Source organism: Nocardia sp. NPDC003269 (assembly GCF_042888005.1).
Classification (GTDB): Bacteria; Actinomycetota; Actinomycetes; order Mycobacteriales; family Mycobacteriaceae; genus Nocardia.
This window is the reverse complement of the sequence record NZ_JBIAPA010000002.1, coordinates 498,730-522,968: the sequence shown is the minus strand read 5'-3', so window position 1 is coordinate 522,968 and position 24,239 is coordinate 498,730. Positions and strand designations below refer to the sequence as shown.

General features: G+C 69.7%; 27 protein-coding genes. 15 read left to right on the top strand and 12 right to left on the bottom strand.

Going from position 1 to position 24,239, the window contains the following annotated elements; all coding sequences use genetic code 11:
- The first annotated feature begins 42 nt into the window (after nucleotides 1–42).
- Entirely contained in the window at nucleotides 43–1,335 is a 1,293-nt protein-coding gene (locus ACFYWJ_RS12840) for an ABC transporter substrate-binding protein (protein ID WP_355283044.1), read from the top strand.
- Nucleotides 1,336–1,341: 6 nt separating this feature from the next.
- On the opposite strand, the gene ACFYWJ_RS12835 is transcribed toward ACFYWJ_RS12840, so the two are convergent.
- The 8 genes from ACFYWJ_RS12835 to ACFYWJ_RS12800 form a co-directional block, all read right to left on the bottom strand.
- Nucleotides 1,342–2,205 (bottom strand): EamA family transporter, encoded by an 864-nt coding sequence (locus ACFYWJ_RS12835; protein ID WP_355283047.1) that lies wholly within the window; start codon nucleotides 2,203–2,205, stop codon nucleotides 1,342–1,344.
- Nucleotides 2,202–2,675 (bottom strand): SsrA-binding protein SmpB, encoded by a 474-nt coding sequence (gene smpB / locus ACFYWJ_RS12830; RefSeq protein WP_110036321.1) that lies wholly within the window; start codon nucleotides 2,673–2,675, stop codon nucleotides 2,202–2,204. Before smpB ends, ACFYWJ_RS12835 begins: the two co-directional genes overlap by 4 nt.
- 55 nt (nucleotides 2,676–2,730) lie before the next feature.
- Nucleotides 2,731–3,675, bottom strand: coding sequence for an acyl-ACP desaturase (locus tag ACFYWJ_RS12825; protein WP_355283051.1), 945 nt, complete (start codon nucleotides 3,673–3,675; stop codon nucleotides 2,731–2,733).
- Nucleotides 3,676–3,793: 118 nt separating this feature from the next.
- Nucleotides 3,794–4,411 carry a YdcF family protein gene (locus tag ACFYWJ_RS12820; protein ID WP_355283054.1) on the bottom strand — a complete coding sequence of 206 codons (618 nt, stop codon included), beginning with the start codon at nucleotides 4,409–4,411 and terminating at the stop codon, nucleotides 3,794–3,796.
- 193 nt (nucleotides 4,412–4,604) lie between these two features.
- Nucleotides 4,605–4,841 carry a hypothetical protein gene (locus tag ACFYWJ_RS12815; RefSeq protein ID WP_355283056.1) on the bottom strand — a complete coding sequence of 79 codons (237 nt, stop codon included), beginning with the start codon at nucleotides 4,839–4,841 and terminating at the stop codon, nucleotides 4,605–4,607.
- Between the two features lie 51 nt (nucleotides 4,842–4,892).
- The gene (gene recQ, locus ACFYWJ_RS12810) at nucleotides 4,893–6,884 is read right to left on the bottom strand and encodes a DNA helicase RecQ (protein WP_355283059.1); all 1,992 of its coding nucleotides are present in this window, start codon (nucleotides 6,882–6,884) and stop codon (nucleotides 4,893–4,895) included.
- A 95-nt stretch (nucleotides 6,885–6,979) separates the two neighbouring features.
- The gene (hisN, locus tag ACFYWJ_RS12805) at nucleotides 6,980–7,765 is read right to left on the bottom strand and encodes a histidinol-phosphatase (protein ID WP_355283062.1); all 786 of its coding nucleotides are present in this window, start codon (nucleotides 7,763–7,765) and stop codon (nucleotides 6,980–6,982) included.
- A 144-nt stretch (nucleotides 7,766–7,909) separates the two neighbouring features.
- Nucleotides 7,910–8,500, bottom strand: a complete 591-nt coding sequence (locus ACFYWJ_RS12800) for an NAD(P)H-dependent oxidoreductase (protein WP_355283065.1) — start codon at nucleotides 8,498–8,500, stop codon at nucleotides 7,910–7,912.
- A gap of 141 nt (nucleotides 8,501–8,641) precedes the next feature.
- Here ACFYWJ_RS12800 and ACFYWJ_RS12795 point away from each other — a divergent pair, with 141 nt between their 5' ends.
- From ACFYWJ_RS12795 to ftsX, 6 genes are all read left to right on the top strand, one after another.
- A complete protein-coding gene (locus tag ACFYWJ_RS12795) occupies nucleotides 8,642–9,499 on the top strand; it encodes a helix-turn-helix transcriptional regulator (RefSeq protein ID WP_355283068.1) in 858 nt (285 codons plus the stop codon).
- 66 nt (nucleotides 9,500–9,565) lie between these two features.
- Nucleotides 9,566–10,684, top strand: coding sequence for a peptide chain release factor 2 (gene prfB / locus ACFYWJ_RS12790; RefSeq protein WP_355283071.1), 1,119 nt, complete (start codon nucleotides 9,566–9,568; stop codon nucleotides 10,682–10,684).
- A 140-nt stretch (nucleotides 10,685–10,824) separates the two neighbouring features.
- Nucleotides 10,825–11,682 carry a mechanosensitive ion channel family protein gene (locus ACFYWJ_RS12785; RefSeq protein ID WP_218717628.1) on the top strand — a complete coding sequence of 286 codons (858 nt, stop codon included), beginning with the start codon at nucleotides 10,825–10,827 and terminating at the stop codon, nucleotides 11,680–11,682.
- Nucleotides 11,669–11,818: a hypothetical protein gene (locus ACFYWJ_RS12780; RefSeq protein WP_189026920.1), complete on the top strand. Its 150-nt coding sequence runs from the start codon at nucleotides 11,669–11,671 to the stop codon at nucleotides 11,816–11,818. Before ACFYWJ_RS12785 ends, ACFYWJ_RS12780 begins: the two co-directional genes overlap by 14 nt.
- Nucleotides 11,819–11,890: 72 nt before the next feature.
- Entirely contained in the window at nucleotides 11,891–12,580 is a 690-nt protein-coding gene (gene ftsE / locus ACFYWJ_RS12775) for a cell division ATP-binding protein FtsE (protein WP_218717630.1), read from the top strand.
- The gene (gene ftsX, locus ACFYWJ_RS12770) at nucleotides 12,580–13,482 is read left to right on the top strand and encodes a permease-like cell division protein FtsX (RefSeq protein ID WP_355283076.1); all 903 of its coding nucleotides are present in this window, start codon (nucleotides 12,580–12,582) and stop codon (nucleotides 13,480–13,482) included. Before ftsE ends, ftsX begins: the two co-directional genes overlap by 1 nt.
- Here the strand turns inward: ftsX and ACFYWJ_RS12765 are convergent.
- The gene (locus ACFYWJ_RS12765; RefSeq protein ID WP_355283079.1) at nucleotides 13,472–13,876 is read right to left on the bottom strand and encodes a MerR family transcriptional regulator; all 405 of its coding nucleotides are present in this window, start codon (nucleotides 13,874–13,876) and stop codon (nucleotides 13,472–13,474) included. The two genes, ftsX and ACFYWJ_RS12765, sit on opposite strands and share 11 nt — an antisense overlap.
- A 60-nt stretch (nucleotides 13,877–13,936) precedes the next feature.
- On the opposite strand from ACFYWJ_RS12765, the gene ACFYWJ_RS12760 reads away from it, so the two are divergent.
- Nucleotides 13,937–14,698 (top strand): alpha/beta hydrolase, encoded by a 762-nt coding sequence (locus ACFYWJ_RS12760; RefSeq protein ID WP_355283082.1) that lies wholly within the window; start codon nucleotides 13,937–13,939, stop codon nucleotides 14,696–14,698.
- 3 nt (nucleotides 14,699–14,701) lie between these two features.
- Here ACFYWJ_RS12760 and ACFYWJ_RS12755 read toward each other — a convergent pair whose 3' ends face one another.
- Nucleotides 14,702–16,120, bottom strand: a complete 1,419-nt coding sequence (locus ACFYWJ_RS12755; protein WP_355283085.1) for a glycosyltransferase family 39 protein — start codon at nucleotides 16,118–16,120, stop codon at nucleotides 14,702–14,704.
- 130 nt (nucleotides 16,121–16,250) lie between these two features.
- On the opposite strand from ACFYWJ_RS12755, the gene ACFYWJ_RS12750 reads away from it, so the two are divergent.
- On the top strand, nucleotides 16,251–17,645 hold the full coding sequence (locus ACFYWJ_RS12750) for an acyl-CoA dehydrogenase family protein (protein WP_355283088.1): 1,395 nt from the start codon (nucleotides 16,251–16,253) through the stop codon (nucleotides 17,643–17,645).
- Nucleotides 17,646–17,676: 31 nt separating this feature from the next.
- Nucleotides 17,677–18,891, top strand: a complete 1,215-nt coding sequence (locus ACFYWJ_RS12745) for an acyl-CoA dehydrogenase family protein (protein WP_355283091.1) — start codon at nucleotides 17,677–17,679, stop codon at nucleotides 18,889–18,891.
- A 114-nt stretch (nucleotides 18,892–19,005) separates the two neighbouring features.
- Here the strand turns inward: ACFYWJ_RS12745 and ACFYWJ_RS12740 are convergent, their stop codons facing one another.
- Nucleotides 19,006–19,188 carry a hypothetical protein gene (locus ACFYWJ_RS12740; protein ID WP_355283093.1) on the bottom strand — a complete coding sequence of 61 codons (183 nt, stop codon included), beginning with the start codon at nucleotides 19,186–19,188 and terminating at the stop codon, nucleotides 19,006–19,008.
- 333 nt (nucleotides 19,189–19,521) lie between these two features.
- Here ACFYWJ_RS12740 and ACFYWJ_RS12735 point away from each other — a divergent pair, with 333 nt between their 5' ends.
- The gene (locus ACFYWJ_RS12735) at nucleotides 19,522–20,640 is read left to right on the top strand and encodes an agmatine deiminase family protein (protein ID WP_355283096.1); all 1,119 of its coding nucleotides are present in this window, start codon (nucleotides 19,522–19,524) and stop codon (nucleotides 20,638–20,640) included.
- Nucleotides 20,641–20,667: 27 nt separating this feature from the next.
- Nucleotides 20,668–21,219, top strand: a complete 552-nt coding sequence (locus tag ACFYWJ_RS12730; RefSeq protein ID WP_355283098.1) for a helix-turn-helix domain-containing protein — start codon at nucleotides 20,668–20,670, stop codon at nucleotides 21,217–21,219.
- 1 nt (nucleotide 21,220) lies between these two features.
- Here ACFYWJ_RS12730 and ACFYWJ_RS12725 read toward each other — a convergent pair whose 3' ends face one another.
- Complete coding sequence (locus tag ACFYWJ_RS12725) at nucleotides 21,221–22,180, bottom strand: DUF5996 family protein (protein ID WP_355283101.1); 960 nt, start codon at nucleotides 22,178–22,180, stop codon at nucleotides 21,221–21,223.
- Between the two features lie 226 nt (nucleotides 22,181–22,406).
- Here ACFYWJ_RS12725 and ACFYWJ_RS12720 point away from each other — a divergent pair, with 226 nt between their 5' ends.
- The 3 genes from ACFYWJ_RS12720 to ACFYWJ_RS12710 all read left to right on the top strand — a co-directional run bounded on the left by ACFYWJ_RS12720 (nucleotide 22,407) and on the right by ACFYWJ_RS12710 (nucleotide 24,169).
- Nucleotides 22,407–23,393, top strand: coding sequence for a diiron oxygenase (locus ACFYWJ_RS12720; protein ID WP_387164708.1), 987 nt, complete (start codon nucleotides 22,407–22,409; stop codon nucleotides 23,391–23,393).
- An 87-nt stretch (nucleotides 23,394–23,480) separates the two neighbouring features.
- The gene (locus tag ACFYWJ_RS12715) at nucleotides 23,481–23,795 is read left to right on the top strand and encodes a type II toxin-antitoxin system Phd/YefM family antitoxin (RefSeq protein WP_355280820.1); all 315 of its coding nucleotides are present in this window, start codon (nucleotides 23,481–23,483) and stop codon (nucleotides 23,793–23,795) included.
- Entirely contained in the window at nucleotides 23,792–24,169 is a 378-nt protein-coding gene (locus ACFYWJ_RS12710) for a hypothetical protein (protein ID WP_355280818.1), read from the top strand. The genes ACFYWJ_RS12715 and ACFYWJ_RS12710 overlap by 4 nt, the downstream gene beginning before the upstream one ends.
- The last annotated feature ends 70 nt before the right edge of the window (nucleotides 24,170–24,239 follow it).

Here is a 24,239-nt window from a genome sequence, read left to right as displayed (position 1 = left end):
ACGCGCGAGATCCCGTGTGCGGCTGGAACAAGGAGTTACCTCATGGCATTCACCAGTCGGCTGCGTCGGTCGGCGGCTGTGCCCGTCGTGGCCGGTCTCGTCCTCGCTGCCGCTTGCTCCGCCGGCGAATCGACCGCCGGTCCGGGTGTGACCAGCGCACCGTGTCCCGGATCACCGCACAGGGACCGGGGGTGCATCTACCTCGGCGTGCTGTCCGACCTGGCGAACGGCCCGTTCACCGCGCTCGGCGCGTCGATGAACGAGGGCCAGCTGGCGTTCTGGAACCAGGTGAACCAGGCGGGCGGCATCGGCGGCTACGACATCGACATCACCACCAACACCCGCAACACCTCCCTCGACCCGCGCACGCACCGCACCGCCTACGCCGAGATCGAGCCGAACGTGCTCGCGCTGGCGATGAGCTTCGGCACCGCCCAGACCATCGCGATGCTCAATCAGATGGACGCCGACGACATGGTCAGCGTGGCGGCCACCCAGTGGTCGGGCTGGAACTACCGCAGCGCCGACCGCAACCTGGTGCTCAGCGCGGGCTATTCCTATTGCACCGAGGCGGTGACCGGCCTGGACTGGTTCACCCGCACCCACTACGCGCCGCACAACATCGCCGTCGTCGCCTACCGCGGCAACTACGGCGGCGACTACGCCAGCGGCGCGCTGAAGTGGGCGATCGCCAACGGCGCCACCATCGCCGACCGGATCGACACCGGCCCCAACGGTGAGGTCGGCAATCAGGACGGGCCGGTCGAGGAGATCCTGGCCGCCGACCCCGACCTGGTCATGCTGGCCACCGGTCCGGCCGAGACCGCCGAGATCGTGGGCAAACTGGTGAAGTCGGGCTACACCGGCCGCTTCCTCGGCTCGCTGCCGACCTGGAACGCGGCGCTGCTGCAGACCGCCGCGGCCCCCGCGCTGACGGCGCTCTACAACTACACGACCCCGGTCGACAGCTGGAACGGCGACAGCGTCGGCGCCCGGCACGCCCGCGCCGCCATCGATCGCGAACCGGCCAACTTCGGCTATTCGCTCGGCTGGGCGATCTCCTATCCGCTCAAGGCCCTGCTCATCGCGGCGGCCGAGGAGCGGGAGCTCACCCGGGCCGGGTTGCGCCGCACGATCACGGATCTGCGCCCCGACGGTGAAGGCATGGTCGTCATCCATCCGGCGGGCGCGAACGAACCCGATCTGAGTGGCGAGTGGACCTCGGTGTTCGAGCCGGACAAGGCGGCGCCGATGGGCGCGCGGGCGATCGAGGTCGGCTACCAGGGCAGCACGCTGGAAAAGCTGAACCTGCACGAACCCTGCACCCGGCTGTAGTCGGCGTCAGCTCGCGGCGATCATGGCGACCGCCGCGAGCGCGAGCACCATGCCCACCTTCTGCGTCGTGCTGATCCGTTCGCCGAGCAGCACCATCGCCAGCAGCACGGTCGCGGCCGGATACAGCGAGCCGATCACGCTGACCACCGACAGCAACGATCCGTGGAAGGCGTACAGCAGCGCCGCGTTGGCGATCACATCGAGGACGCCGACCGCCAGCGCCAGCCGCAGCGGTTCCCCGTGCAGGCCGCGGAACTGGCCCGCGGCCAGTGCGGAGGTCCAGACGACGGCCGTCGCGGCGGCGCGCTGGCCGAGCAGCGGCCACAGCCCGGCGCTCGCGCTGGTCTCGTGCAGGAAGAAGAAGGCGAATCCGAACGCGGCACCGGAACCGACGGTCAACAGCGCGACCTGGCGGGTGAAGCGCAGTTCGCGGCCGCCGATGATCTCCTCGGTCGTCTCGTCGGGCGCTTCCCGGCTGACCAGCACGACCGCGACCAGCGCGAGCGCGATCCCCGCGATGGCCGCCGGGCCCGGCCGCTCGCCGAGGAAGAACCCGGCGACCACCGGGATCCCGGCGACCAGCACCGCGGTCACCGGCGACACCACCGACATCGGCCCGTCGGCGAGCGCGGCGTAGAACCACCACACCGCCAGCCCGCTGGCCACGCCCGCGGCCAGGCCCCACAGCATCGATGCCGCGTCCGCGTGCCCGCCGACCAGCGGCGCGATCAGCAGGACCAGCAGCACCGAGAACGGGTAGGACACGACGACCACCCGCAGGGCAGTGACCCGCCGGGCGGCGATCCCGCCGAAGAAATCGCTGACTCCGTAGCCCGCCGCCGCCACGAGGGCGAGCAGGACGGAGATCAACGCATGCCTTTGACCCGTCGACCGATCTCGCGCGTGACCTCCCGCTCGGCCTGCCTGCGGGCGAGGTCCTGGCGCTTGTCGTAGTCCTGCTTACCCTTGGCGAGCGCGAGCTCGACCTTCACCTTGCCGTCGGAGAAGTACATCGACAGCGGCACCAGCGTCTGGTTGCCCTCCCTGGACTTGCCGACCAGGTGCTCGATCTCGCGCTTGTGCAGCAGCAGCTTGCGGGTGCGCCGCGGCGAATGGTTGGTCCAGGTGCCGTGGCTGAACTCCGGAATGTGCAGGCCGCGCAGCCAGACCTCGCCGTTGTCGACGGTCGCGAAGGCGTCGACGAGGGACGCCTTACCTTCGCGCAGGCTCTTCACTTCGGTGCCGACCAGCGCGATCCCCGCCTCATAGGTGTCGAGGATCGTGTAGTTGTGCCGCGCCCGGCGGTTGGTCGCGATGACCTTCCTGCCCTTTTCCTTCATAACGGTCAACTCTAAGTGACCGCGCCAGCCGTTTATTCCAAGGTCCGCCCCGCCCTCAGCTCGCCGCGCGTTCGAGGGCGCGGGCCAGTGCCCGGTCGCGCTGTTCCTCGAAGCGGGTCGCCTTGGCCTCGAGGTCGAGCAGGTAGGCGTGCAGTTCGTCGCGGGCGCGTTCGCCCTCCTCGCCGAGGTCGGTGCGGTCGAAGACCTTCCAGGTGCGCAGCACGGGCTCGAGCACGACATCGAGGTGCTGGCGCAGGTCGTAGACGCCGTGCTTGGCGAGCAGGACCGCGTTGCGGCGGAAGTTCGGCTGGTTCAGGCCGGGCATCTGGAAGCGCAGGACGACATCGGCGATGGCGCGCATGGTCGCGTCGGGAGTGAGGTCGAGGGCGGCCGCGCAGAGCTTGCGGTAGAAGACCATGTGCAGGTTCTCGTCGGTCGCGATGCGCGCCAGCATGCGGTCGGCGATCGGGTCGTCGCACAGCCTGCCGGTGTTGCGGTGGCTGATCCTGGTGGCCAGCTCCTGGAACGTGACGTAGGCGACGCCCTTGAGGAACTGCGAGCCCTTCTCCGGCTTGGCGATGCCCGCGGTCATGTGCGCCATCCTGGCTTCCTCGAGCGCGACCGGGTCGACCGCGCGCGTCACCACCAGGTAGTCGCGCATGACGATGCCGTGCCGGTTCTCCTCGGCGGTCCAGCGCCCGACCCAGGTGCCCCAGGCGTTGTCGAAGCCGAAGGTGTCGGCCAGCTCGCGGTGGTAGGAGGGCAGGTTGTCCTCGGTGAGCAGGTTGGTGATCATCGCCGCCTTGGCCACCTCGCTGAGCCGGGACTGCTCCGGGTCCCAGTCGATGCCGCCCATCGCGGCGAAGTTGCGGCCCTCGTCCCACGGCACGTAGTCGTGCGGGTGCCAGTCCTTGGCCTTGGCCAGGTGGTCGTTCAGGTTCGCTTCGGCGGTCGGTTCGAGTTCGGCCAGGATGTCGCGGTCGGACAGCTGGAGCGTCATTGGATGTCACCTCGGAGTTGACGGACGGGAACGGCGGACCCCCTGGGCCCAACGATGGCGGGCCGACGGCGCGGCGGCGGTCACATGACGAAACACTGTGTCCGGTCACAGCGAACGGCTAACCGCGCGGTAGCGCGGGACCGAAGCGGTCGATCCGCAGCGGCAGCACCGGCCAGAGCGTGCGGTCGGGAGTGAGCTCGCCGACGACGAGCACGCCCGCGTCGTCGAAGGCCGCCCTGGCCCGGTCGACGTGGTCGCCGGAGGTCACCAGCACGGCCGCGCGCAGGTGGTGTTCGGCCATCAGCGCGGCGGTGAAGCGGGCGTTGGCCACCGTGGAATCGGCCTGCGGCTCCCGCAGGATCCGCGCCGGGTCGACACCGGCCGCGAGGAGCCAGTCGGCCATCGCGTCGGCCTCGCTCAGCCCGGCCCGCGGGTTCCCGCCGGTGACGATGATCGGCGACCACGGCGCGAACACCGCCTGCACCAGGCCCGCCCGTAACCGCCGGACCAGTTCCGGGCGCAGGTCGCCCTCGGGCGTCAGGCCGTAGCCGAGGATCACCACGGCGGTGTCGTCGCCGTAGGTGCCGGGCAGCGTCGGCGTCAGCATCCGATGCAGGTCCGCGACGCCGATCGGTGTCGCGGGCTCGGCGGCGCCCTCCGGTGCTGTCGCACAGACGAATCCGGTCGCGATCAGGGCAGTGCACACCCCTCGCGTCACCCAGGTCACCCACAGCATTCCCGTCGCCTCCTCGGGCCGGGACCGATCGGCTCGATCGGTCGAGGAGGCCTACAGTGCGCCGCGGGCGGAGCGGTCGGCGGGGCTATGACCTGCGGCTACCACAGGTCACAGTGCTCGGCGTCGTCTCCTGGTCCGCAGCATCGCAAAGATTCCGGAACCGCGCGGGTACCGGATCGCGAGGGCCCGGCCGTCAGCCGCCCGGACGCAGGGCCAGATAGAGGGCGAGCGCCGAGGCGAAGACGAGGATCAGGGCGACGGTCGACCAGCGTGGCCTGCCCCGGTGGACCACCGGGTGGTGGCCGCTGAGCAGGCTGGGCGCGACGACCGGGTCGGTGTGCCGGTGCGGGATCGGCGGCAGCGGAGTATCGCCGCCGCCCTGGCTCGTGCCGCCCGACGACTCGCTCTCGGAGCCTTCACCGTTCGCCATGCCTCGACAGTATCGCGCCCCGCCCCGGTTCGTCGCGGGTTCCTTCGCCGGTTACTCCTCGGTCAGCGCGGCCAGTACGCCCTCGCCGTAGCGGGCCAGTTTGTTCTCGCCGACGCCGCCGACGGTCCCGAGTTCGGCGAGCGAACCCGGTTTGCGCGCAACGATTTCGCGCAGGGTCGCGTCGTGGAACACCACGTAGGCGGGCACGCCCTGCTCCTTGGCGGTCGCCGCCCGCCACGCGCGCAGGCGTTCGAACAGCGGCAGGTCGGTCGCGGGCAGATCCACCGCCGCCTTGGCCGATTTCGCGCCGCGCGCGGGCCGGGCGGCGCGTTCGGGCTCCCGGCGCATCAGCACCTTCTTGCCCTCGAACAGCACCTCGTTGCTGGCCTCGGTGAGCGCGAGCACGCCGTACTCCCCCTGCACCGCGAGCAGTCCGCCGGCGAGCAGCTGACGCGTCACGCCGCGCCATTCGGTATCGCGCAGATCGGTGCCGATGCCGAACACCGACAGCTCGTTGTGCCGGTGCTGGGTGATCTTCGGGTTCGACTTGCCCAGCAGGATATCGACCAGATGGCCCGCGCCGAACGCTTGTCCCCGTTCGCGTTTGAGCCGCAGCACGGTCGAGAGCAGCTTCTGCGCCGGGACGGTGCCGTCCCAGGTCTCCGGCGGATTCAGGCACACATCGCAGTTGCCGCAGGCCTGGCCGGGCTGACCGAAGTAGTTCAGCAGCTGGACGCGGCGGCAGCCCACCGTCTCGCACAGGGCGAGCATGGCGTCCAGGTGCAGCTGCAACTGCCTGCGGTGCGCGGCGTCGCCCTCGCTGGAGTCGATCATCTTGCGCTGCTGGACGACATCGGCGAGGCCGTAGACCATCCACGCCGTCGACGGCTGCCCGTCGCGGCCTGCCCGACCGGTCTCCTGGTAGTAGCCCTCCACCGATTTGGGCAGATCGAGATGGGCGACGAACCGCACGTCGGGTTTGTCGATGCCCATGCCGAAGGCGATGGTGGCCACCACGATCAGGCCGTCCTCCCGCAGGAACCTGGCCTGGTTCTCGGCGCGGGTCCGGTTGTCCAGGCCCGCGTGGTACGGCACCGCGCGCACGCCGTTCTCGTTGAGCATCGCGGCGGTCTTCTCCACCGAATTGCGCGAGAGGCAGTAGACGATGCCCGCGTCGCCGGGGTGCTCGGCGCGGATGAAATCGAGCAGTTGGCGGTCGGCCCGGTTCTTCGACTCGATCCGGTACTGGATATTGGGCCGGTCGAAGCTGGAGACGAACTGCTTCGCCGACCCCAGGTCGAGCCGCTCGACGATCTCGGCGCGGGTCTTCTCGGTGGCGGTCGCGGTGAGCGCGATGCGCGGGACATCGGGCCAGCGCTCGTGCAGCAGCGACAGCGCGAGATAGTCGGGCCGGAAGTCGTGGCCCCACTGCGACACACAGTGCGCCTCGTCGATCGCGAACAGCGCCACGGTGCCGCGGTCGAGCAGCCGCAGCGTGGACTCCAGGCGCAGGCGCTCCGGCGCGAGATAGAGCAGGTCGAGTTCACCGGCGACGAACTGCGCTTCCACCGTGCGCCGCTGATCCGGCGACTGGGTGGAGTTGAGGAACCCGGCCCGCACGCCGAGCGCGCTGAGCGCGTCGACCTGGTCCTGCATGAGCGCGATCAGTGGCGAGACGACCACGCCGACACCGGGCCGCACCAGCGAGGGCACCTGGTAGCACAGCGATTTGCCGCCACCGGTCGGCATCAGGACCAGCGCGTCACCGCCGCCGACGACCTGCGCGACGATGTCGGCCTGGTCGCCGCGGAAGGCGTCGTAGCCGAAGACCCGGCGCAGCACCTCCTCGGCGGTCTCCGCGCGGGCGGGCGCCGCCGCGCGGCCAGGGGTGGCCGGGGCGAGGTCGTCGAAGTGGAAGCCGCCGGTGTCGTCGACATCGTGCTCGGAGAGGTAGCCACCATCGGACGGGTACGCGTCGTCGGGCGGGAAGTCTTCGGGCGGGAAGTCGTCGACATCGGGGGCTGTGGCGCCGGAATTGCTCACCGGGCCATCCTACGAGCGTGGGCCGGGCGCGCAGTCCGTCCACCGGACCCGACGACGGCGTTCACCGGCCTCCGCACACATGTGGATAACCCGGATCAGCCGCGCAAACGGGCGAGGACCTCGTCCTGGAGCAGGCCGTTGCTCGCCACCGCGTCGCCACCGTGCGGGCCGGATCGACCGTCCAGGGAGGTGAACGCGCCACCGGCCTCGCGGACCAGGATGTCGAGTGCGGCCAGGTCCCACAGCGAGACCTCGGGCTCGGCGGCGATGTCGACCGCACCCTCCGCGACCAGGCAGTAGTTGAAGAAGTCGCCGTAGCCGCGGACCCGCCAGACCTCGTCGGTGAGGTCGATGAACTTCTCCCGCAGCCCGCGCTCGTGCCAGCCGGACAGGCTGGAGAAGGCCAGACTGGCCGAGTCGAGGTCGCCCACCGCCGACACCGTGATCGGCTTCGGCGCGCCGGGGTGCACCTGGGCCCACGCGCCCGAGCCCGCGGCCGCCCACCAGCGCCTGCCCAGCGCGGGCGCGCTGACCACACCGACCACCGGCACCCCGTCGACGAGCAGCGCGATCAGGCTCGCCCACACCGGCACGCCACGGACGAAGTTCTTGGTGCCGTCGATCGGGTCGACCACCCACTGCCTGCCGGTGAACTCGGCGTCGCCGCCGAATTCCTCGCCGAGCACGGCGTCGCCGGGGCGTTCGGCGGCGAGCACGCGCCGGATGACCTGCTCGACCGCCAGATCGGCATCCGAGACCGGGGTCAGGTCCGGCTTCGCGTCGACCTTCAGGTCGACGGCGCCGAAACGCACCCGCGAGATCGCGTCGGCCTCGTCGGCCAGTCGGAGGGCAAGGTCCAGGTCAGCGGAGTAGGCAGCCACGCGGGCCAGTGTATTTGGCCGCGCGGACGCGGCGACGTCGCGGCCCACGGCGTGCCGCTCGGCGCGGCGGCAGGTGTGCCCGCGGCCGCGCACGGCGGCCTTCGCCCCGGGCCGAGCACGCGGTCGGCCCGCCTGCCTCGCTCGTCAGACCGCGACCTGTGCCGACCGGGCGGCGACGAGAGCGCTTGCCCACCAGTGCAACTGATCGAGCAGGGCCTGGGCCGCCGCCGCCGGCTCCGCGGGCTCCCGCAGCTGCCCGTTCTCGTCGAAGAGCAGGTAGTAGCGCGGGAAGGACACATAGTTGCGCACGGTGTGGGCATTGAGCTCGTTGAACACCTGCCGCAGGTGCTCGATGGCCAGCAGTCCGCCGGAGCCGCCGCTGTAGCCGACGAAGCCGATCGCCTTGGCGTCCCATTGGGTGAAGTGCCAGTCGATGGCGGCCTTGAGCGCGGCCGGGTAGCTGCGGTTGTAGTCGGGCGTGACGACGACATAGGCGTCGGCGGCGGCAAGGCGCTCGGTCAGATCGCCCATCGCGGCCGGGCGGGCGGGCGCGGGGTCGAGGGCGGGCGGCACCGCGGGCAGCGCGGCGGACACGTCGGCCTCGGCCAGATCGATGATGTCGACGTCGAAACGGTCGTCGACCTGCTGTGCGAACCAGTTCGCGACCACCGGACCGAACCGGCCCTCGCGGACGCTGCCGATGATGATCGCGAGCTTCAGTGGCTGTGCGGACACCGTGTTCTCCTCTGTCGTGAGCCCGGCCCGATCGGCCGGTGTCACTACCGTCGCCGGTCGCGGAACTGTCAGGGAGACCACGCTGAGAGTGGTAGTGGCACGGCCACTCTCCGGCCCGCGCGAGTGGGTACCGTCGATCGGGTGAGCGACAACGAACTCGGGCTGTTCCTGCGTACCCGCCGCGAGGCGGTGACGCCCGCCGAGGTCGGCCTGCCCGCGGGCACGCGCAGGCGCACGCCGGGGCTGCGCCGGGCCGAGGTGGCGATGCTGGCCGGGGTCAGCGTGGAGTACCTGATCCGGCTCGAACAGGGCCGCGACCGGCATCCGTCGCCGCCGGTGCTGTCGGCGCTGGCCGACACGCTGCGGCTGAGCCCGCGCGAACGGGTGCATCTGCACCAGCTCACCAAGGGCATGTCCGGTTTCAGCTGCGGTGCCGCCGAGCACGGCCCGAACCGCACCGTCCGGCCGACCATCCGCGCCATCCTCGACCAGCTCGAACCCGCGCCCGCCGCGATCACCAACCGGTTCACCGAGGTGCTGGCCTGCACCGCGGGCTACCGCACGCTGATGTCCCCCAGCGGCCTGTTCGAGCAGGGCGAACCGGCCAATGTGGCGCGGTTCGTCTTCACCCATCCGGGCGCGCGCGAGCTGTACCCGGACTGGGACGCCGCCGCCGACAAGCTGGTGGCCTCGCTCAAGCAGGGCCCGTACCGCGCCGACCCGATGGTGGCCGCGCTGGTCGACGAGCTGACGGTCACCGCGGGCGCGCCGTTCACCGATCGGCTGGCCACGCTGCCGGGACTGCCGCCCTCGGGCGGGATCAACCGGATCAGCCATCCCGAGGCGGGCACACTGCGGCTGGCCTACGAATCACTGGATCTGTCCCTCGACGACGACCAGTCGCTCTATGTCCTGCTGCCCGCCGACGAGGCCAGTGCGACGGCCCTGGACCGGCTGCTCGGACGGCGCCCCGGCGGCCTGCGCGCCATCGCGAGCTGACCGCAGCGCGCCGTCGCGGGTGCGCGTGTTTCACCGTGTCGGAGCCGACCGGTAACCTTGGGAATCGTGCATCCTGACGTTATCGCCGATCTCGCCGAACTCGACACCACGCTCAAGACGGTCGAGTCGGTCCTCGATGTCGAGGAGCTACGCCGTCGCATCGATGAGCTCGAGCACCAGGCGGCCGATCCCGAGCTGTGGAACAACCAGGACCACGCCCAGCAGGTGACCAGCGAGCTGTCGCACGCGCAGAGCGAGCTGCGCCGCGTGGAGGAACTGCGCCAGCGCCTCGAAGACCTGCCGGTGCTCTACGAATTGGCCGAGTCCGAAGAGGGCGCGGCCGCCGCGGAGGCCACCGCCGACGCCGACACCGAGCGCGCCGCGCTGCGGGTCGACATCGAGGCGATGGAGGTGCGCACCCTGCTCTCCGGCGAGTACGACAAGCGTGACGCGCTGGTCAACATCCGTTCCGGCGCCGGTGGCGTCGACGCCGCCGACTGGGCGCAGATGCTGATGCGCATGTACATCCGCTGGGCCGAGCGGCACAAGTACGTCGTCGAGGTCTACGACACCTCCTACGCCGAAGAGGCGGGCATCAAGAGCGCCACCTTCGCGGTGAAGTCGCCCTACGCCTACGGCACACTCTCGGTGGAGATGGGCACGCACCGGCTCGTCCGGATCAGCCCGTTCGACAACCAGGGCCGCCGCCAGACCTCCTTCGCCGAGGTCGAGGTGCTGCCTGTGGTCGAGACCACCGACCACATCGAGATCCCCGAGGGCGAGGTCCGGGTGGACGTGTACCGCTCCTCGGGCCCCGGTGGTCAGAGCGTCAACACCACCGACTCCGCGGTGCGCCTGACCCACATTCCCACCGGCATCGTGGTGACCTGTCAGAACGAGAAGTCGCAGCTGCAGAACAAGATCTCGGCCATGCGCGTGCTGCAGGCCAAGCTGCTCGAGCGCAAGCGCCAGGAGGAGCGCGCGCAGATGGACGCGCTCAAGACCAACGAGGGCGCCTCGTGGGGCAACCAGATGCGTTCCTACGTGCTGCACCCGTACCAGATGGTCAAGGACCTGCGCACCAACTATGAGGTGAACAATCCCTCGGCGGTGCTCGACGGCGATATCGACGGCTTCATCGAGTCCGGAATCCGTTGGCGCATGCGGGAACAGGCCGACGCGTAGCCACCTGTTCGCTCGGCCGGTGTGACGCTGTTCGCGTTTGACCGCGCACCGTGACCCCGCTGTAACCTTTCGGGTGTGTGTTCGAGCGAACCGGAACTGTGCCAGCGCAAGCCCCGTCGACTCTCGGCCGGGGCGAGGCGATGAGCGGCGTCCTCGCGATCAACACGGCACCGGAGATCACCGCGTGGCTGCGGTCCAGCGGGCTCGAGATCGTCCTGCTGGTGGTCGGCGCGATGCTGTTCGGCCGGTTCGCCGCCTTCGTGCGCGACCGGGTGACCACCAAGATCGACGCGGGCTTCCACTCGAGCGACGCCTTGGTCCGCACCGAGGCCGCCAAGCACCGGCACGCCCTGGCCCAGGTCATCACCTGGGTGGTGCTGACCATCGTCTACGTGCTGGTCGGCATGGAGGTGCTGCGCAGGCTCGGCTTCGCGGTGACCGGTCTGGTCGCCCCGGCGGCGGTGCTCGGCGCGGCGCTCGGTTTCGGCGCGCAGCGGATCGTGCAGGACATCCTGGCCGGGTTCTTCCTGATCACCGAGCGTCAGTACGGCTTCGGTGACGTGGTGCGGATCGCGGTCACCGGATCGGCCGACGCGGCCGAGGGCACCGTGGAGGACGTGACGTTGCGCATCACCACGCTGCGCAACTCCGACGGCGAGGTCATCACCGTCCCGAACGGGCAGATCGTGAAGGTGACCAACCTGTCCAAGGACTGGGCACGTGCCGCGATCGACGTGCCGGTGTCGGCCCAGGCCGACATCACCAAGATCAACGAAATCCTGCACGAGGTGTGCACCAAGGCCTACCAGGACCGCCGCCTCAAGCCACTGCTGCTCGACGAGCCGTCCGTGATGGGTGTGGAAGATCTCTCGCTCGACGAGATGAACATCCGGATGGTTGCCCGCACATTGCCGGGCAAACAATTCGAGGTGGGGCGTGAGCTGCGCGTGCGCGTCGCGGCCGCCCTGCGTAAGGAAGGAATCAGTGAAACCACGTAAGTCGACGGCGATCCTCATGGCCACCTGGGTGTCCACGTTCGTCGTCTACCTGTTCGTCAAGCCCGCCGAAACCGCCAACACCGGCCCGGTGTCGCTGCTCAACGCCGTGCCCGCCTGGGTCGATCCGACGCCGTAGGGTTGCTCGCCGCCTCGCCGACGCCGGTCGGGGCCGGTCGCCGGGGCCGGTCGCTGGCTACACTGGCTCCCCGTGATCACCATGCGCAACGTCACCAAGTCGTACAAGACCTCGACGCGGCCGGCGCTGGACAACGTCTCCGTCGAGGTGGACAAGGGCGAATTCGTCTTCATCATCGGCCCGTCCGGTTCGGGGAAGTCGACCTTCATGCGGCTGCTACTCAAGGAGGAGTCGCCGACGGCGGGCGAGATACGGGTGGCCGATTTCCGGGTCGACCGGCTGCCGGGCCGGAAGGTGCCGAAGTTGCGGCAGCGGATCGGGTGCGTCTTCCAGGACTTCCGGCTGCTCCAGCAGAAGACCGTGGAGCAGAACGTGGCCTTCGCGCTCGAGGTGATCGGCAAGCGGCGCCAGTTCATCGAACGCACCGTGCCCGAGGTGCTCGACATGGTCGGGCTCGGCGGCAAGGGCAACCGCCTGCCCTCGGAACTGTCCGGTGGTGAGCAGCAGCGCGTGGCGATCGCGCGCGCGTTCGTCAACCGGCCGCTGGTGCTGCTCGCCGACGAGCCCACCGGCAATCTCGACCCCGACACCAGCGCCGACATCATGGCGCTGCTGGAACGGATCAACCGCACCGGCACCACCGTGCTGATGGCCACCCACGACAACCACATCGTCGACGCGATGCGCAGGCGGGTGGTGGAGCTCGACCACGGCAGACTCGTGCGTGACGAAGCGACCGGTGTCTACGGGGTGGGGCGATAATGCGACTGAGTTTCCTGTTCACCGAGGTCGTCGACGGCCTGCGCCGCAACCTGACGATGACCATCGCGATGATCCTGACCACCGCGGTCTCGCTGATGATGCTCGGCGGCGGCATGCTGTCGGTGCGGATGGCCGACAAGACCGAGAACTTCTTCATCGGCAGGCTCGAGGTGCGGTTCTACCTCGACGACGCCGTCTCCGACACCGATCCCGACTGCGCCGCCGACCCGTGCAAGTCGCTGCTGGCGGACCTGAAGGGCACCTCCGGGGTGGAGAGCGTGCAGTTCCTCAATCGCGCCGACGCGCTCGAGGAGGCCAAGAAGCTGTTCGCCGATCAGCCGGAGATGGTGCAGTACATCGCCGACTCCCCGCTGCCCGCCTCGCTGCGGGTGAAGATGACCGACGCCGATCAGTACCAGCACATCTACGACAGCTTCGCGACCAGGCCCGGCGTGCGGATCGTCGCCAACGACAAGGAGTTCGTCGACCGGCTGGTCAGCCTGTTCGACGGGTTGCGCAATGCCGCGTTCGGGCTGGCGCTGGTGATGGCGCTGGCGGCGATGCTGCTGGTCCTGAACATGGTGCAGATCGCCGCGTACACGCGGCGCACGGAAGTCGGCATCATGCGCCTGGTCGGCGCGACCCGCTGGTATACCCAGCTGCCGTTCCTGCTGGAGGCGGTCGCGGCGGCGTTCGTCGGCTCGGTGCTGGCGATCCTCGGGCTGGTGATCGCGCGGCCGCTGGTCATCGACCGGGCGCTGGGCCCGCTGTTCGACAGCAATGTCTTCCCGCGCATCACCGGGGACGACATCGCGGTGGTCGCGCTGACCATCGCCCCGATCGGCATCGTGTTCGCCGCCGTGACGGCCTACCTCACCCTGCGGTTCTACGTCAGGGAGTAGTCGAGGCGCCGTGGGCGGGGACCCGCTCCCCGGTCCCCGCCGACTGCGCGTCCAGGGTCGCGCCGAGTTGCGCGGTGAGCTCGACGCGCTGCCGGTCCAGGTCGGTGATCCGCCGGGTCAGCTCGGCGCTGCGCTCGGACATGATCCGCACCGACATCTCACACGCCTGCACCGGCCCGTCCGGGTCGGTGCAGGGCATCAGCTGGGCGATGTCGTCGGTGGTCAGGCCCGCCGCGAGCAGCTCGCGGATCTTGGTCACCTCGCCGACCGCCGCCTCGGGATAGCTGCGATAGCCGTTCGGGTCACGGTGTGGCCGCAGCAGGCCCTGTTCCTCGTAGTAGCGCAGCAAGCGCGTGCTGACGCCGGTCCGGTGCGCGAGTTCGCCGATCAGCATGTGATCGCCCGCACGTTCGCCTTGACCTTCACACCCATGTGAATCCCTAACCTCCGCCGTATGACAACGATTCCCCTGCGCACGACCGTCCACGGCTCCGGCCCCGGCCTCGTCCTCGCCCACGGCGCCGGCGGTGCGATCGAAAGCAATTTCGGCATCGTGCTCGCCGACCTGGCCGCCGCGCACACGGTGGTCGCCTCCGACTACCCCGGCGACGACACCCCGCTCGACCTCGACGCCCTCGCCGACGCCCTGGTGGCGGCCGCGGTCGACGCGGGCGTGCCGACCTTCACCATCCTCGGTTTCTCCCTCGGCACCGCGGTCGCCGTGCGCGCCGCCGCCCGGCATCCGGAGCGGGTCACCGGCCTGGTGCTCACCGCCGGACTGGCGGCACCGGACAATCGCGCCCGGCTGGCCGTGCAAGCCTGGCAGGACCTGCTCGCGCGGGGCGCGACCGAGAGCTTCGCCCGGCTGGTCCTGCTGACCGGGTTCGCGCCGGAGTTCGTCAACGCGCTGCCCGCCGCCGCGATCGACGAGCTGGTCGCCCAGACCGTCGCCGGGATCCCCGGTGGCACCGGGCAGCAGGCCGCGCTCATCGAGACGGTCGACACCACCGCCGACCTGGCCGGCATCACGGTGCCGACGCTGATCGTGAACACCACCGCCGATCTGCTCGTCGATCCGGCCAATTCCCGGGCACTGGCGGCGGCGATCCCCGGCGCCGAGTACACCGAGATCGACGCGGGCCATGTGGTCATGGCCGAACAACCCGACGAGTGGCGCAAGGTCCTGCTCGAGTTCCTGGCCCGGCGCGGTCTGTAGCGCTCAGCCGAGGGCGCGCAGCTGCGGCCACACCTGCGACCAGGGCCGCAGCGGCGCCCGGCAGACGAATAGCGGCTCGCCCTGCTCGTCGTTGTCGATCCCGAGCCCGTTGTCGAGCACACCCACCGGCTCGACGACCGCGCACAGCTCGGTGAGCCGGTCGCGCTCGATGCCGACGGTGAGGACGGTGGTCGCGGTGTCGGGCGGCGGGCCCCACCACCAGTAGGCGTTGTGGCCCGAATACGGTGTCGGCAGGCCGTATTCGGGGCCGTAGCGTTCGATGGCGCCCGCTTCGCCGTAGTTCGCGGTGAGCACGGCGGCCTCCGGTGGCCGGGCCGCCGCGATCTGCGCGACATAGCGGGGCCAGCCGATGGTCTCGCCCGCGTCGTAGTTCACCGCGAGCACCGGCGAGTCCGGCAGCTGCGCGACCGGGAGCACCGGCAGGAACAGCACCGCCGACATCGCCGCGTTCAGCGCGACCACCGAACCCACTGCCGCCCAGCGCTTCCGGTGATCACCGAGTGCCGAGGCCAGCCCGACCGCACCGGCGGCGAGCAGCACCGGATACATCCCGCCGAGGTAGTACGCCTTGCCGCCGCCCACCAGGAACAGCGCGAACAGCAGCCCGTAGGCGAGGGGGAACGCCCGATACCGCGAGCGCCACAATCGCCACATCCCGTAGCCCCACAGCGGCACCAGCAGCGGGCCGAACAGCCCGAATTGCAAGAGCACGAACATGATCGGCGAATCCGAGGTCCCCGACGACCCGCCGGCGATCGCCCGGCTCAATGTCCACTGCGGCCAGCCGTTGTCCGCCTGCCACCACAGATACGGCGCCGCGAGCACCGCCGAGATCCCGAGCGCGGCCGCGAAATACTTGGTGGCGAACACTTCTCGCCGGCCGGTCAGCAGCACCGCGAGGACGAGCGCGCCGACCGGCACGACGATCAGCACCTTGTTCTGCACTCCGAGGCCCACCACCGCGCCGACCGCGAGCCACCATCGCGGATCGGCGCCGCGCAGCAGCTTCAGCACCAGCAGGCAGATCAGTGACCAGGCCGCCAGGTCGAAGACCGTGGTCCCGAACAGGTGCCCCGCCGCCTGCACCATGGCCGCGCTCGCCACCGCGGCGGCGGCCAGCGCCCGCGCGCCACGCCCGCCGCCCAGCTCTTTCGCCAGCAGTCCGGCGCACACCACGACGAAGGTCGCGGCCGCGATCGCGGGCAGCCGCAATACCCACAGGGCATCGGGGTCGATCGTGCTCAGCAGCCGGGCCAGCGCGGGTGTCAGCGGGGGCTGGTCGGGATATCCCCAGTCCAGGCGGCGACCCGCCGCCAGGAAGTACATCTCGTCACGGTGGTAGCCGTAGCGCGTCGTGGTGATCAACAGAACCAGCGCGAAAACCGACGCGATCACGGTCACTCGTCCAGACTGACACGAAATCCCCGATTTCGCGGACATCGACGAGCTTCTTACTCCAGAGTAAGATAGTCTTACCGAGGAGTAAGATAGCTGGGGTCCACAGCGCCCCGACAGCCGAGGAAATCAGGTGATGATGAGCACTCGAGACAGCGCGACGAAGCGACGTCCGAACGACACGTCCGCGGTCGGCCTCAGCCAGCCCAAGCGGGACTGGATGGGCGCCGCCATGCGCGCTTTGACGACCATTACCGGGTCGGAGCTCGCCGAGAAGTACAACCTGCGCAAGCCCATCGAACGCGTCACCTACGAGGGCACCAAGACCGGCTTCCGCACCCTGGGCGCGGCGACCCGGACCTTCGCCAAGGTCACCGGCGGCGGCCAGCCCAAGCGGCTGCCCGACAACGAGGCCAAGACGAAGGACTACTTCGACCTCACCCCCTCCGACGAGCAGCAGATGATCGTCGAGACGGTGAAGGACTTCGCCGGCGAGATCCTGCGCCCGGCCGCCTACGACGCCGACAACGCGGCCAAGGCGCCGCGCGATCTGCTCGAGCGCGCCGCCGAGCTCGGCATCACCCTGATCAACGTGCCCGAGGAGCTGGAAGGCGCGGCCAGCGAGCGCGGCGCCGTCACCAACGCCCTGGTGGCCGAGGCCCTCGCGCACGGTGACATGGGCCTGGCGCTGCCGATCCTGGCGCCCAGCGGCGTGGCCGTGGCGCTGTCCCAGTGGGGCACCGACGCGCAGCAGCAGACCTACCTGCCCGCCTTCACCGGCGAGAACGTGCCGCAGGCGTCCGTGGTGATCAACGAGCCGCGCGCGCTGTTCGACCCGTTCGCCCTGCAGACCAAGGCCACCCGCTCCCCCAGCGGCTTCCGCCTCAGCGGCGTGAAGAGCCTGGTCCCGGCCGCCGCCGATGCCGAGCTGTTCATCGTGGCCGCCGAACTCGACGGGCGCCCGGCGCTGTTCATCGTCGAGTCCGACACCGCGGGCCTGTCCGTCGAGGCCGACCCGAGCATGGGTCTGCGCGCCGCGGGCCTCGGCCGGCTGGTCCTGGACAACGTGGCCGTCGGCGCCGACGCCGTGCTCGGTGACGGCGACGCCAAGGCGCGCGCCGAGGAGTACGCCGACGCGGTGCAGCTGGCGCGCCTGGGCTGGTCGTCGCTGGCGATCGGCACCGGCCAGGCCGTGCTGGACTACGTGATCCCCTACGTGAACGAGCGCGAAGCGTTCGGCGAGCCGATCTCGCACCGCCAGGCGGTCGCGTTCATGGTCGCCAACATGGCGATCGAGCTCGACGGTCTCCGGCTCGTGACCCTGCGGGGTGCGTCACGCGCGGAGCAGGGTCTGTCGTTCGCCCGCGAGGCGGCGCTGGCGCGCAAGCTGGCCACCGACAAGGGCATGCAGATCGGCCTGGACGGCGTGCAGCTGCTCGGCGGCCACGGCTTCACCAAGGAACACCCGGTCGAGCGGTGGTACCGCGACCTGCGAGCCGTCGGCGTTGCCGAGGGCGTGGTGCTGGTCTAGTCGGTCCGTCTTCGATACCCAGGAGAATTCCATGATCAATCTCGAACTCCCCAAGAAGCTGAAGGCGAGCGCCAACCAGGCCCACCAGGTCGCCTCCCAGATCTTCCGTCCCATCTCCCGCAAGTACGACCTCGGTGAGCACGAGTACCCGGTCGAGCTCGACACCATGGCCGCCATGATCGAGGGCCTGTCGGACTCCGGCACCCAGAAGATCGGTGGCGCCGCCGGCGGTCGCGGTGACGAGGCGGACGGCGACCTGGTCGCCAATGCCAACGGCGGCAACATGTCCGCGCTGCTCAACGCGCTGGAGACCTCGTGGGGTGATGTCGGCCTGATGCTGACCATCCCCTATCAGGGTCTGGGCAACGCCGCGATCGCCGCGGTCGCCACCGACGAACAGCTGGAGCGCTTCGGCAAGGTGTGGGCCGCGATGGCCATCACCGAGCCGTCCTTCGGTTCCGACTCCGCCGCCGTCACCACCACCGCCGTGCTCGACGGCGACGAGTGGGTGCTCAACGGCGAGAAGATCTTCGTCACCTGCGGTCAGCGCGCCACCCACATCGTGGTGTGGGCCTCGGTCGACAAGAGCCTGGGCCGCGCGGCGATCAAGTCCTTCGTCGTCCCGCGCGACGCGCCCGGCCTGTCGGTGGCCCGGCTCGAGCACAAGCTCGGCATCAAGGCCTCCGACACCGCGGTGCTGCTGCTGCAGGACTGCCGCATCCCGGCCGACAACATCCTCGGCTCGCCGGAAGTCAACGTGGAGAAGGGTTTCGCGGGGGTCATGCAGACCTTCGACAACACCCGCCCGCTGGTGGCCGCGATGGCCGTCGGTGTCGCCCGTGCCGCGCTGGAGGAACTGCGCACCATCCTCACCGAGGCCGGTGTCGAGATCTCCTACGACACCCCCGCGATGAACCAGCACGCCGCCGCCGCCGAATTCCTGCGCCTGGAAGCCGATTACGAGTCGGCCTACCTGCTCTCGCTGCGCGCGGCGTGGATGGCCGACAACAAGAAGCCGAACTCGCTCGAGGCTTCCATGTCCAAGGCCAAGGCGGGCCGCACCGGCACCGACGTCACCCTCAAGGCCGTCGAACTGGCAGGCACCCTGGGCTACTCCCAGCGCCTGCTCCTGGAGAAGTGGGGCCGCGACTCGAAGATCCTCGACATCTTCGAAGGCACCCAGCAGATCCAGCAGCTGATCGTGGCTCGCCGCGTCCTCGGCAAGACCAGCGCCGAGCTCAAGTGAGCTGGTAGACAACGGGAGAACCGGTGCGGGTCGTCACGACGCGCACCGGTTCTTTCGTTTCCGGGGTCAGCGGGGAGTGGTCGTTGAAGTTGTAGCGATGCAACGGGTTCGGGATCACCCGGAAGTCGGGCTCTCGGTGAGCGCGTACTCCTTGAGTTCCGGGACGACTGTCTCACGCAGAAACGTGTCGACCTGGTCGCGCACGGCCGGGTCCGAGGCCAGGTAGGTCGCGATCGAGCGGGCCAGCACCTGCATCCGGGACGCCGCGGGTGAGACGTCGAGCGCGCTGGCCGGCACCGTGTCGAGATCGTCGAAGATCTCGGCGCCGAGCAGGGTCGCGTTGTCGAAGTCGGGGATCCGCGGCGGGGGGCCACGGTGATGTCGCCCAGCGGCGTGGCGGTGAACTCGCGCTGCAAGGCGAGCGCGCCGTCGGGATCATCGCCCAGTTCCGCCCTGGCCGGCATTTTCGTCTTCGCCGAATGCCGGTGCGGCGCGCGACACACCCGGCGGAAAATCTTTGACTGAAATTTCAGTCAGGATCTACACTCGGGGCATCGGATGGCCGCAGGGCCGCCGATCGCGGGACGGCGACCGTCGTCCCGACCCCGAACGAGGAAGCTGGTCCCCGCGATGCGACGTCGCACTTTCGTACAGTCGAGCCTGGCCGCCATCGGCGGTCTGCTGGTGGCGGCGTGTGATGACCCCGCCCCGACCACGCCCACCGGGAGCAATCAGCACGATGGGAGAGAGTGGATGATGCCCGACGAGGGGCACCCGCACGAGCGCACCTGGATGGCGTTCGGTGCCAGTGCCCGGATCTGGGGCCGGGAGCTGCTACCCGAGGTGCAGCGCAACCTGGCCACGATCGCGACCACCATCGCCCGCTTCGAACCGGTGTCGATGCTGGTCCGGCCGGGTGAGATGGAGCTGGCCAGGAGCCTGGTCGGTGGCGCGAACGTCGAGCTCATCGCCACCGAGATCGACGACCTGTGGATGCGCGACACCGGCCCGGTGTTCGTGCGCAGCGGCGGCACGCTGGCCGGCGTCGACTTCAACTTCAACGGCTGGGGCAACAAGCAGGAGCATCGCCGCGACGCCGAGGTCGCCGAGTTCGTCACCGGCCGCGCCGGCGTGGAGACCCTGCACACCGACCTCGTGCTCGAGGGCGGCGGCATCGAGGTCGACGGCGAGGGCACCGCGATCATCACCGAGAGCTGCGTGCTCAACAACAACCGCAACCGCGGCTGGAGCAAGGGCGACGTCGAGGAGGAACTCGCCTACCTGCTCGGCATCGAGAAGGTGATCTGGCTGCCCGGCATCGCCGGCGAGGACATCACCGACGGGCACACCGATTTCTACGCCCGGTTCGCCACGCCGGGCGTGGTCGTCGCCGGGCTGGACAACGACCCGGATTCCTTCGACTACGACGTCACCCGCCGTCACCTCGACATCTTGCACTCGGCCACCGACGTGCAGGGCAGGCCGCTGCGGGTCGAGGTCCTCGAAGGCCCGTCGACGGTGCGCGAGACCTACGCCGACGATGATTTCGCGGCGGGCTACATCAATTTCTATGTCTGCAACGGCGCGGTCATCGCCCCCGAGTTCGGCGACCCCGTCACCGATCCGGCGACCGCGGCCACCCTGGGGCGTCTGTTCCCGGACCGCGAGATCGTGCAGATCGCCATCGACGGCATCGCCGCGGGTGGCGGCGGTATCCACTGCACCACCCAGCAGCAGCCCGCGCGCTGATCCGCCCGACCCCTAGTGTGAGGACCTGTGTCACCGCGTCGAACTCAGATCCTGGAAGCCGCAGTCCGCGTCATCGCAGCGCACGGGGTGCGCGGACTGCGGGTCGAACAACTCGCCGCCGAGGCCGGTGTGTCCACGGCCCTGATCTACTACCACTTCAAGGACCGCGGCGGCGTCCTGCGCGCGGCGCTCGAGCACATCAACCATCGCGCGCAGGACTACACCGACCAGGCGCTGGCGGCGGCCGAGGATCCCCGCGCCCAGCTCGAGCACCTGCTGCTGCTCGAGCTCCAGGACGTCGACGAAGTCAGGATGAACAGCATCGCCTGGGGTGAGCTGCGCGCCAGCGCGGTCTTCGACCCCGACCTGCGGACCCCGCTCACCGCGACGACCCGCGCCTGGAACGCCGACGTCGAAACCCTGCTCACCGAGGCGGGCGCCACCGCGCCCGCCCTCGCCGCCGAGCACCTCACCGCCCTGGTGGAAGGGCTCAGCGAACGCTGGCACACCGGCTCGATCACCCTCGACCGCGCCCGCGCCATCCTCACCCACGCCATCGAACGGGAACTGGCCGCCTGATTCAGAGGCTCGCGGTGTCGTCGAGGTGCAGGCGGCGGTCGAGGCGGTGCGGGTCGACGTCGAGGAGTTTGCGGTCCCAGTGGGCGAGGTCGGCGGCGGCCGCGTAGGTGGCGTCGAGGAAGTGCAGGAGGGTGGCGTCGGGGTCGGGCGACTTGCGGACGACGTCGTACGGGAGGACGAATTCGCCCAGGGTGGAATCCCATTCGGCGCCGTCGGGGCCCGCGGGACGGCCGCTGTAGCCCTCGGGGGCCGGGTAGGCGTAGGCGTAGAAGGTGCCCTCGGCGCCGCCCGGCCAGAAGCCGGCGCTGGCGCACTCGCGGGAGTAGGCCTCCTCCATGACCCAGTCGGCGCAGTTGGGCGCGCCGCCGGGGTGCAGGGGCGCGGTGCGGCCGGAGAAACGGGTGCAGGCCAGGTCGAGCGAGCCCCAGAAGACGTGTACCGGACTGGTCTTCCCGGCGAAACCGGCGCGCCAGAACTGGAAGACGCGTTCGGCCTGGACCAGCTGCTGCCAGAACAGGGTGACGGCGTCACCGTCGTAGGAGTGGTGCGTGGTGTCCTCGGCGAACGGGATCGCCGGGTCGACCTCGTTGGGTGAGGCCTCGATGTCGACGACGATGTCGAGGCGGCCCAGGACGTGGCCCAGCTCGGCGTAGAAGTCGGCGACCGTGCGCGGGCGCAGGGCGACCATGGCGCGGCGGCCGTCGCTGGTGCGCAGCACGAGTTCGTGGTCGACGAAGTCGAATTCGATGTCGAGCAGGCGGCCGTCGACGGGGATCGCCCCGGTCGCCAGCCCGCGCGCGGAGACCGCGAAGGTGACGTTCCACCAGTGGTTCACCAGCGGTGTGCCCGCCATCTTCAGCTTGCCGATGATCTGGGTCCACATGTGCAGGGTGTCGCGGGTGTCGCTCCAGGAGTCGACCCGCAGGGTCGGCCACACGGCTTTCGCGGGAGTCAGGGTCATCGTCGGTCCTCGCTCTCTCGGTGCACGACCGGCGCGGGCGCACCGTTCACTGGCAGCCAGGGAGCTGGCTGACTGGTCAACCGTCCGACACTTTCTGCGATGCCCCATGGTACGTCGGCGCAGGTAACAGCCATGAAAAGCGGGAATCACGGACCCGCACAGTTGCCTGAGACTCCGAGTCCCATATAAAGTGAGAGCTGCGCCACCCCCGAAGGAGACACCGCCGATGCTGTCCACCACGCTCAAGAACACCGCGACCGATCCCGAGTACCACGAGATCCTGCGCAACCTGTCCGATGGTTCGGTGAACCGGCACTTCGACCCCTATGTCGATATCGACTGGGAGTCACCGGAGTTCGCCGTACACTCCGACGATCCGCGCTGGATCATGCCCGACGAGGACCCGCTGGGCCGCCATCCCTGGTACAAGGCCCAGCCCGTCGACAAGCAGATCGCGATGGGGATGTGGCGCCAGGCCGGGATCGCCAAGGTCGGCCTGGATTTCGAGCAGCTGCTGATCCGCGGGCTGATGCAGTACCTGATCTCGGTGCCCAACGGTGACCCGGAGTTCCGCTACGTCACCCACGAGGCGGCCGAAGAGTGCAACCACACGATGATGTTCCAGGAGATGATCAACCGCATCGGCTACCGCGATGTGGTCGGCATGGGCACCATCGACCGCAAGCTGACCATGATCATCTGGCCCGCGGTGAAGTACTTCCCCGAGCTGTTCTTCACGATGATCCTCGGTGGCGAGGAACCGATCGACCACTTGCAGAAGTCGCTGCTGCGCGCCGGGGTCGACCTGCATCCGATGGTGCAGCGGGTCATGCAGATCCACGTGGCCGAGGAGGCGCGGCACATCTCGTTCGCGCACGAGTACCTGCGCCGCAATGTGCCGGGCATGCACCCGATCACCAAAACCGCGCTGTCGGTGCTGTTCCCGATCGCGATGCGGATCATGCTCGACATGATCATGACGCCGCCGAAGGAGTTCGTCGACAAGTTCGGCATCCCGGCCGAGGTCATGCGCGAGGCGTACTGGGGCGGCGAGGAATCGCAGGTCACGATGCGCAACATCTTCGGTGACGTGCGCGCGCTGGCCACCAACAGCGGCCTGATGAACCCGGTCGCCAAGCTCACCTGGCGCCTGCTCGGCATCGACGGCCCGGTCACCCGGTACCGCAGCGAGCCCGCCCGCAAGGTCGCCTGAGCAGGGATCGGCCCGCCGGAATCCGGCGGGCCGACAGCGGACGCCGCAACGGGCGCCGCAGCTGTACACACCGATGTACAGTTGACTATGGCCGATTACGAAACTGTGCCGTTGACCGAGTTGCGGGGGCAGCTCGGGAGCGTCTTCGACGGGGTGTCCGCCAGCGGGCGACCGGTGATCGTCACCAGGGAGGGGAAGGAGTTGGTCGCGGTGGTTCCCGCCGAAATCCTGCGCCACGGGGCCCTGCCCCCCGCGTACTTCAACGACGACCTGCGCGAGCAGATCCTGGGCGGCCTCGACGACCGCATCCAGCAGCACTCCCCCGCCGAGATCGCCGACGCGGAGGCGAAACTCGACAAACTCATGAGCGCCCTGGACGGCACCGACGCGGGCCGCCGGTGAGCGTCGCCGACCACACCGCGCTGACCTCGCTCGCCCTGTCCCCGCTGTTCGGGCAGGTGATCATGCGGCAGTTCACCCAGCAGCGCCGGATCATGGTGGTGCCGACGGTGAGCCTGATGGCCGCGATGCGGGCCGTCGACAACATCGACGAACTCGGCCGCCTGCTCGACAATCGCGTCGCCGTGCGCTGGGCCGAACTGGACGCGGCCACCGCGATCCGCACCGGCACCACCGTCCCGATGGCCGACGACCACACCGAGTGGCCGCTCGTCGCGCCCGTCGTCTTCACCGCGCAGCACCTCGACATGCCGGTGCTCACCGCCAAGCCGGAGCTGTATCGCGGCTACAAGGTGCAGGTCGCGCCGATGCCGTGAGGCCGGGCCAGTGACGGCGGCCACAGTCCGGGTCCGTTACGGTGCACGAGCGAACGATTCACCAGGGAAA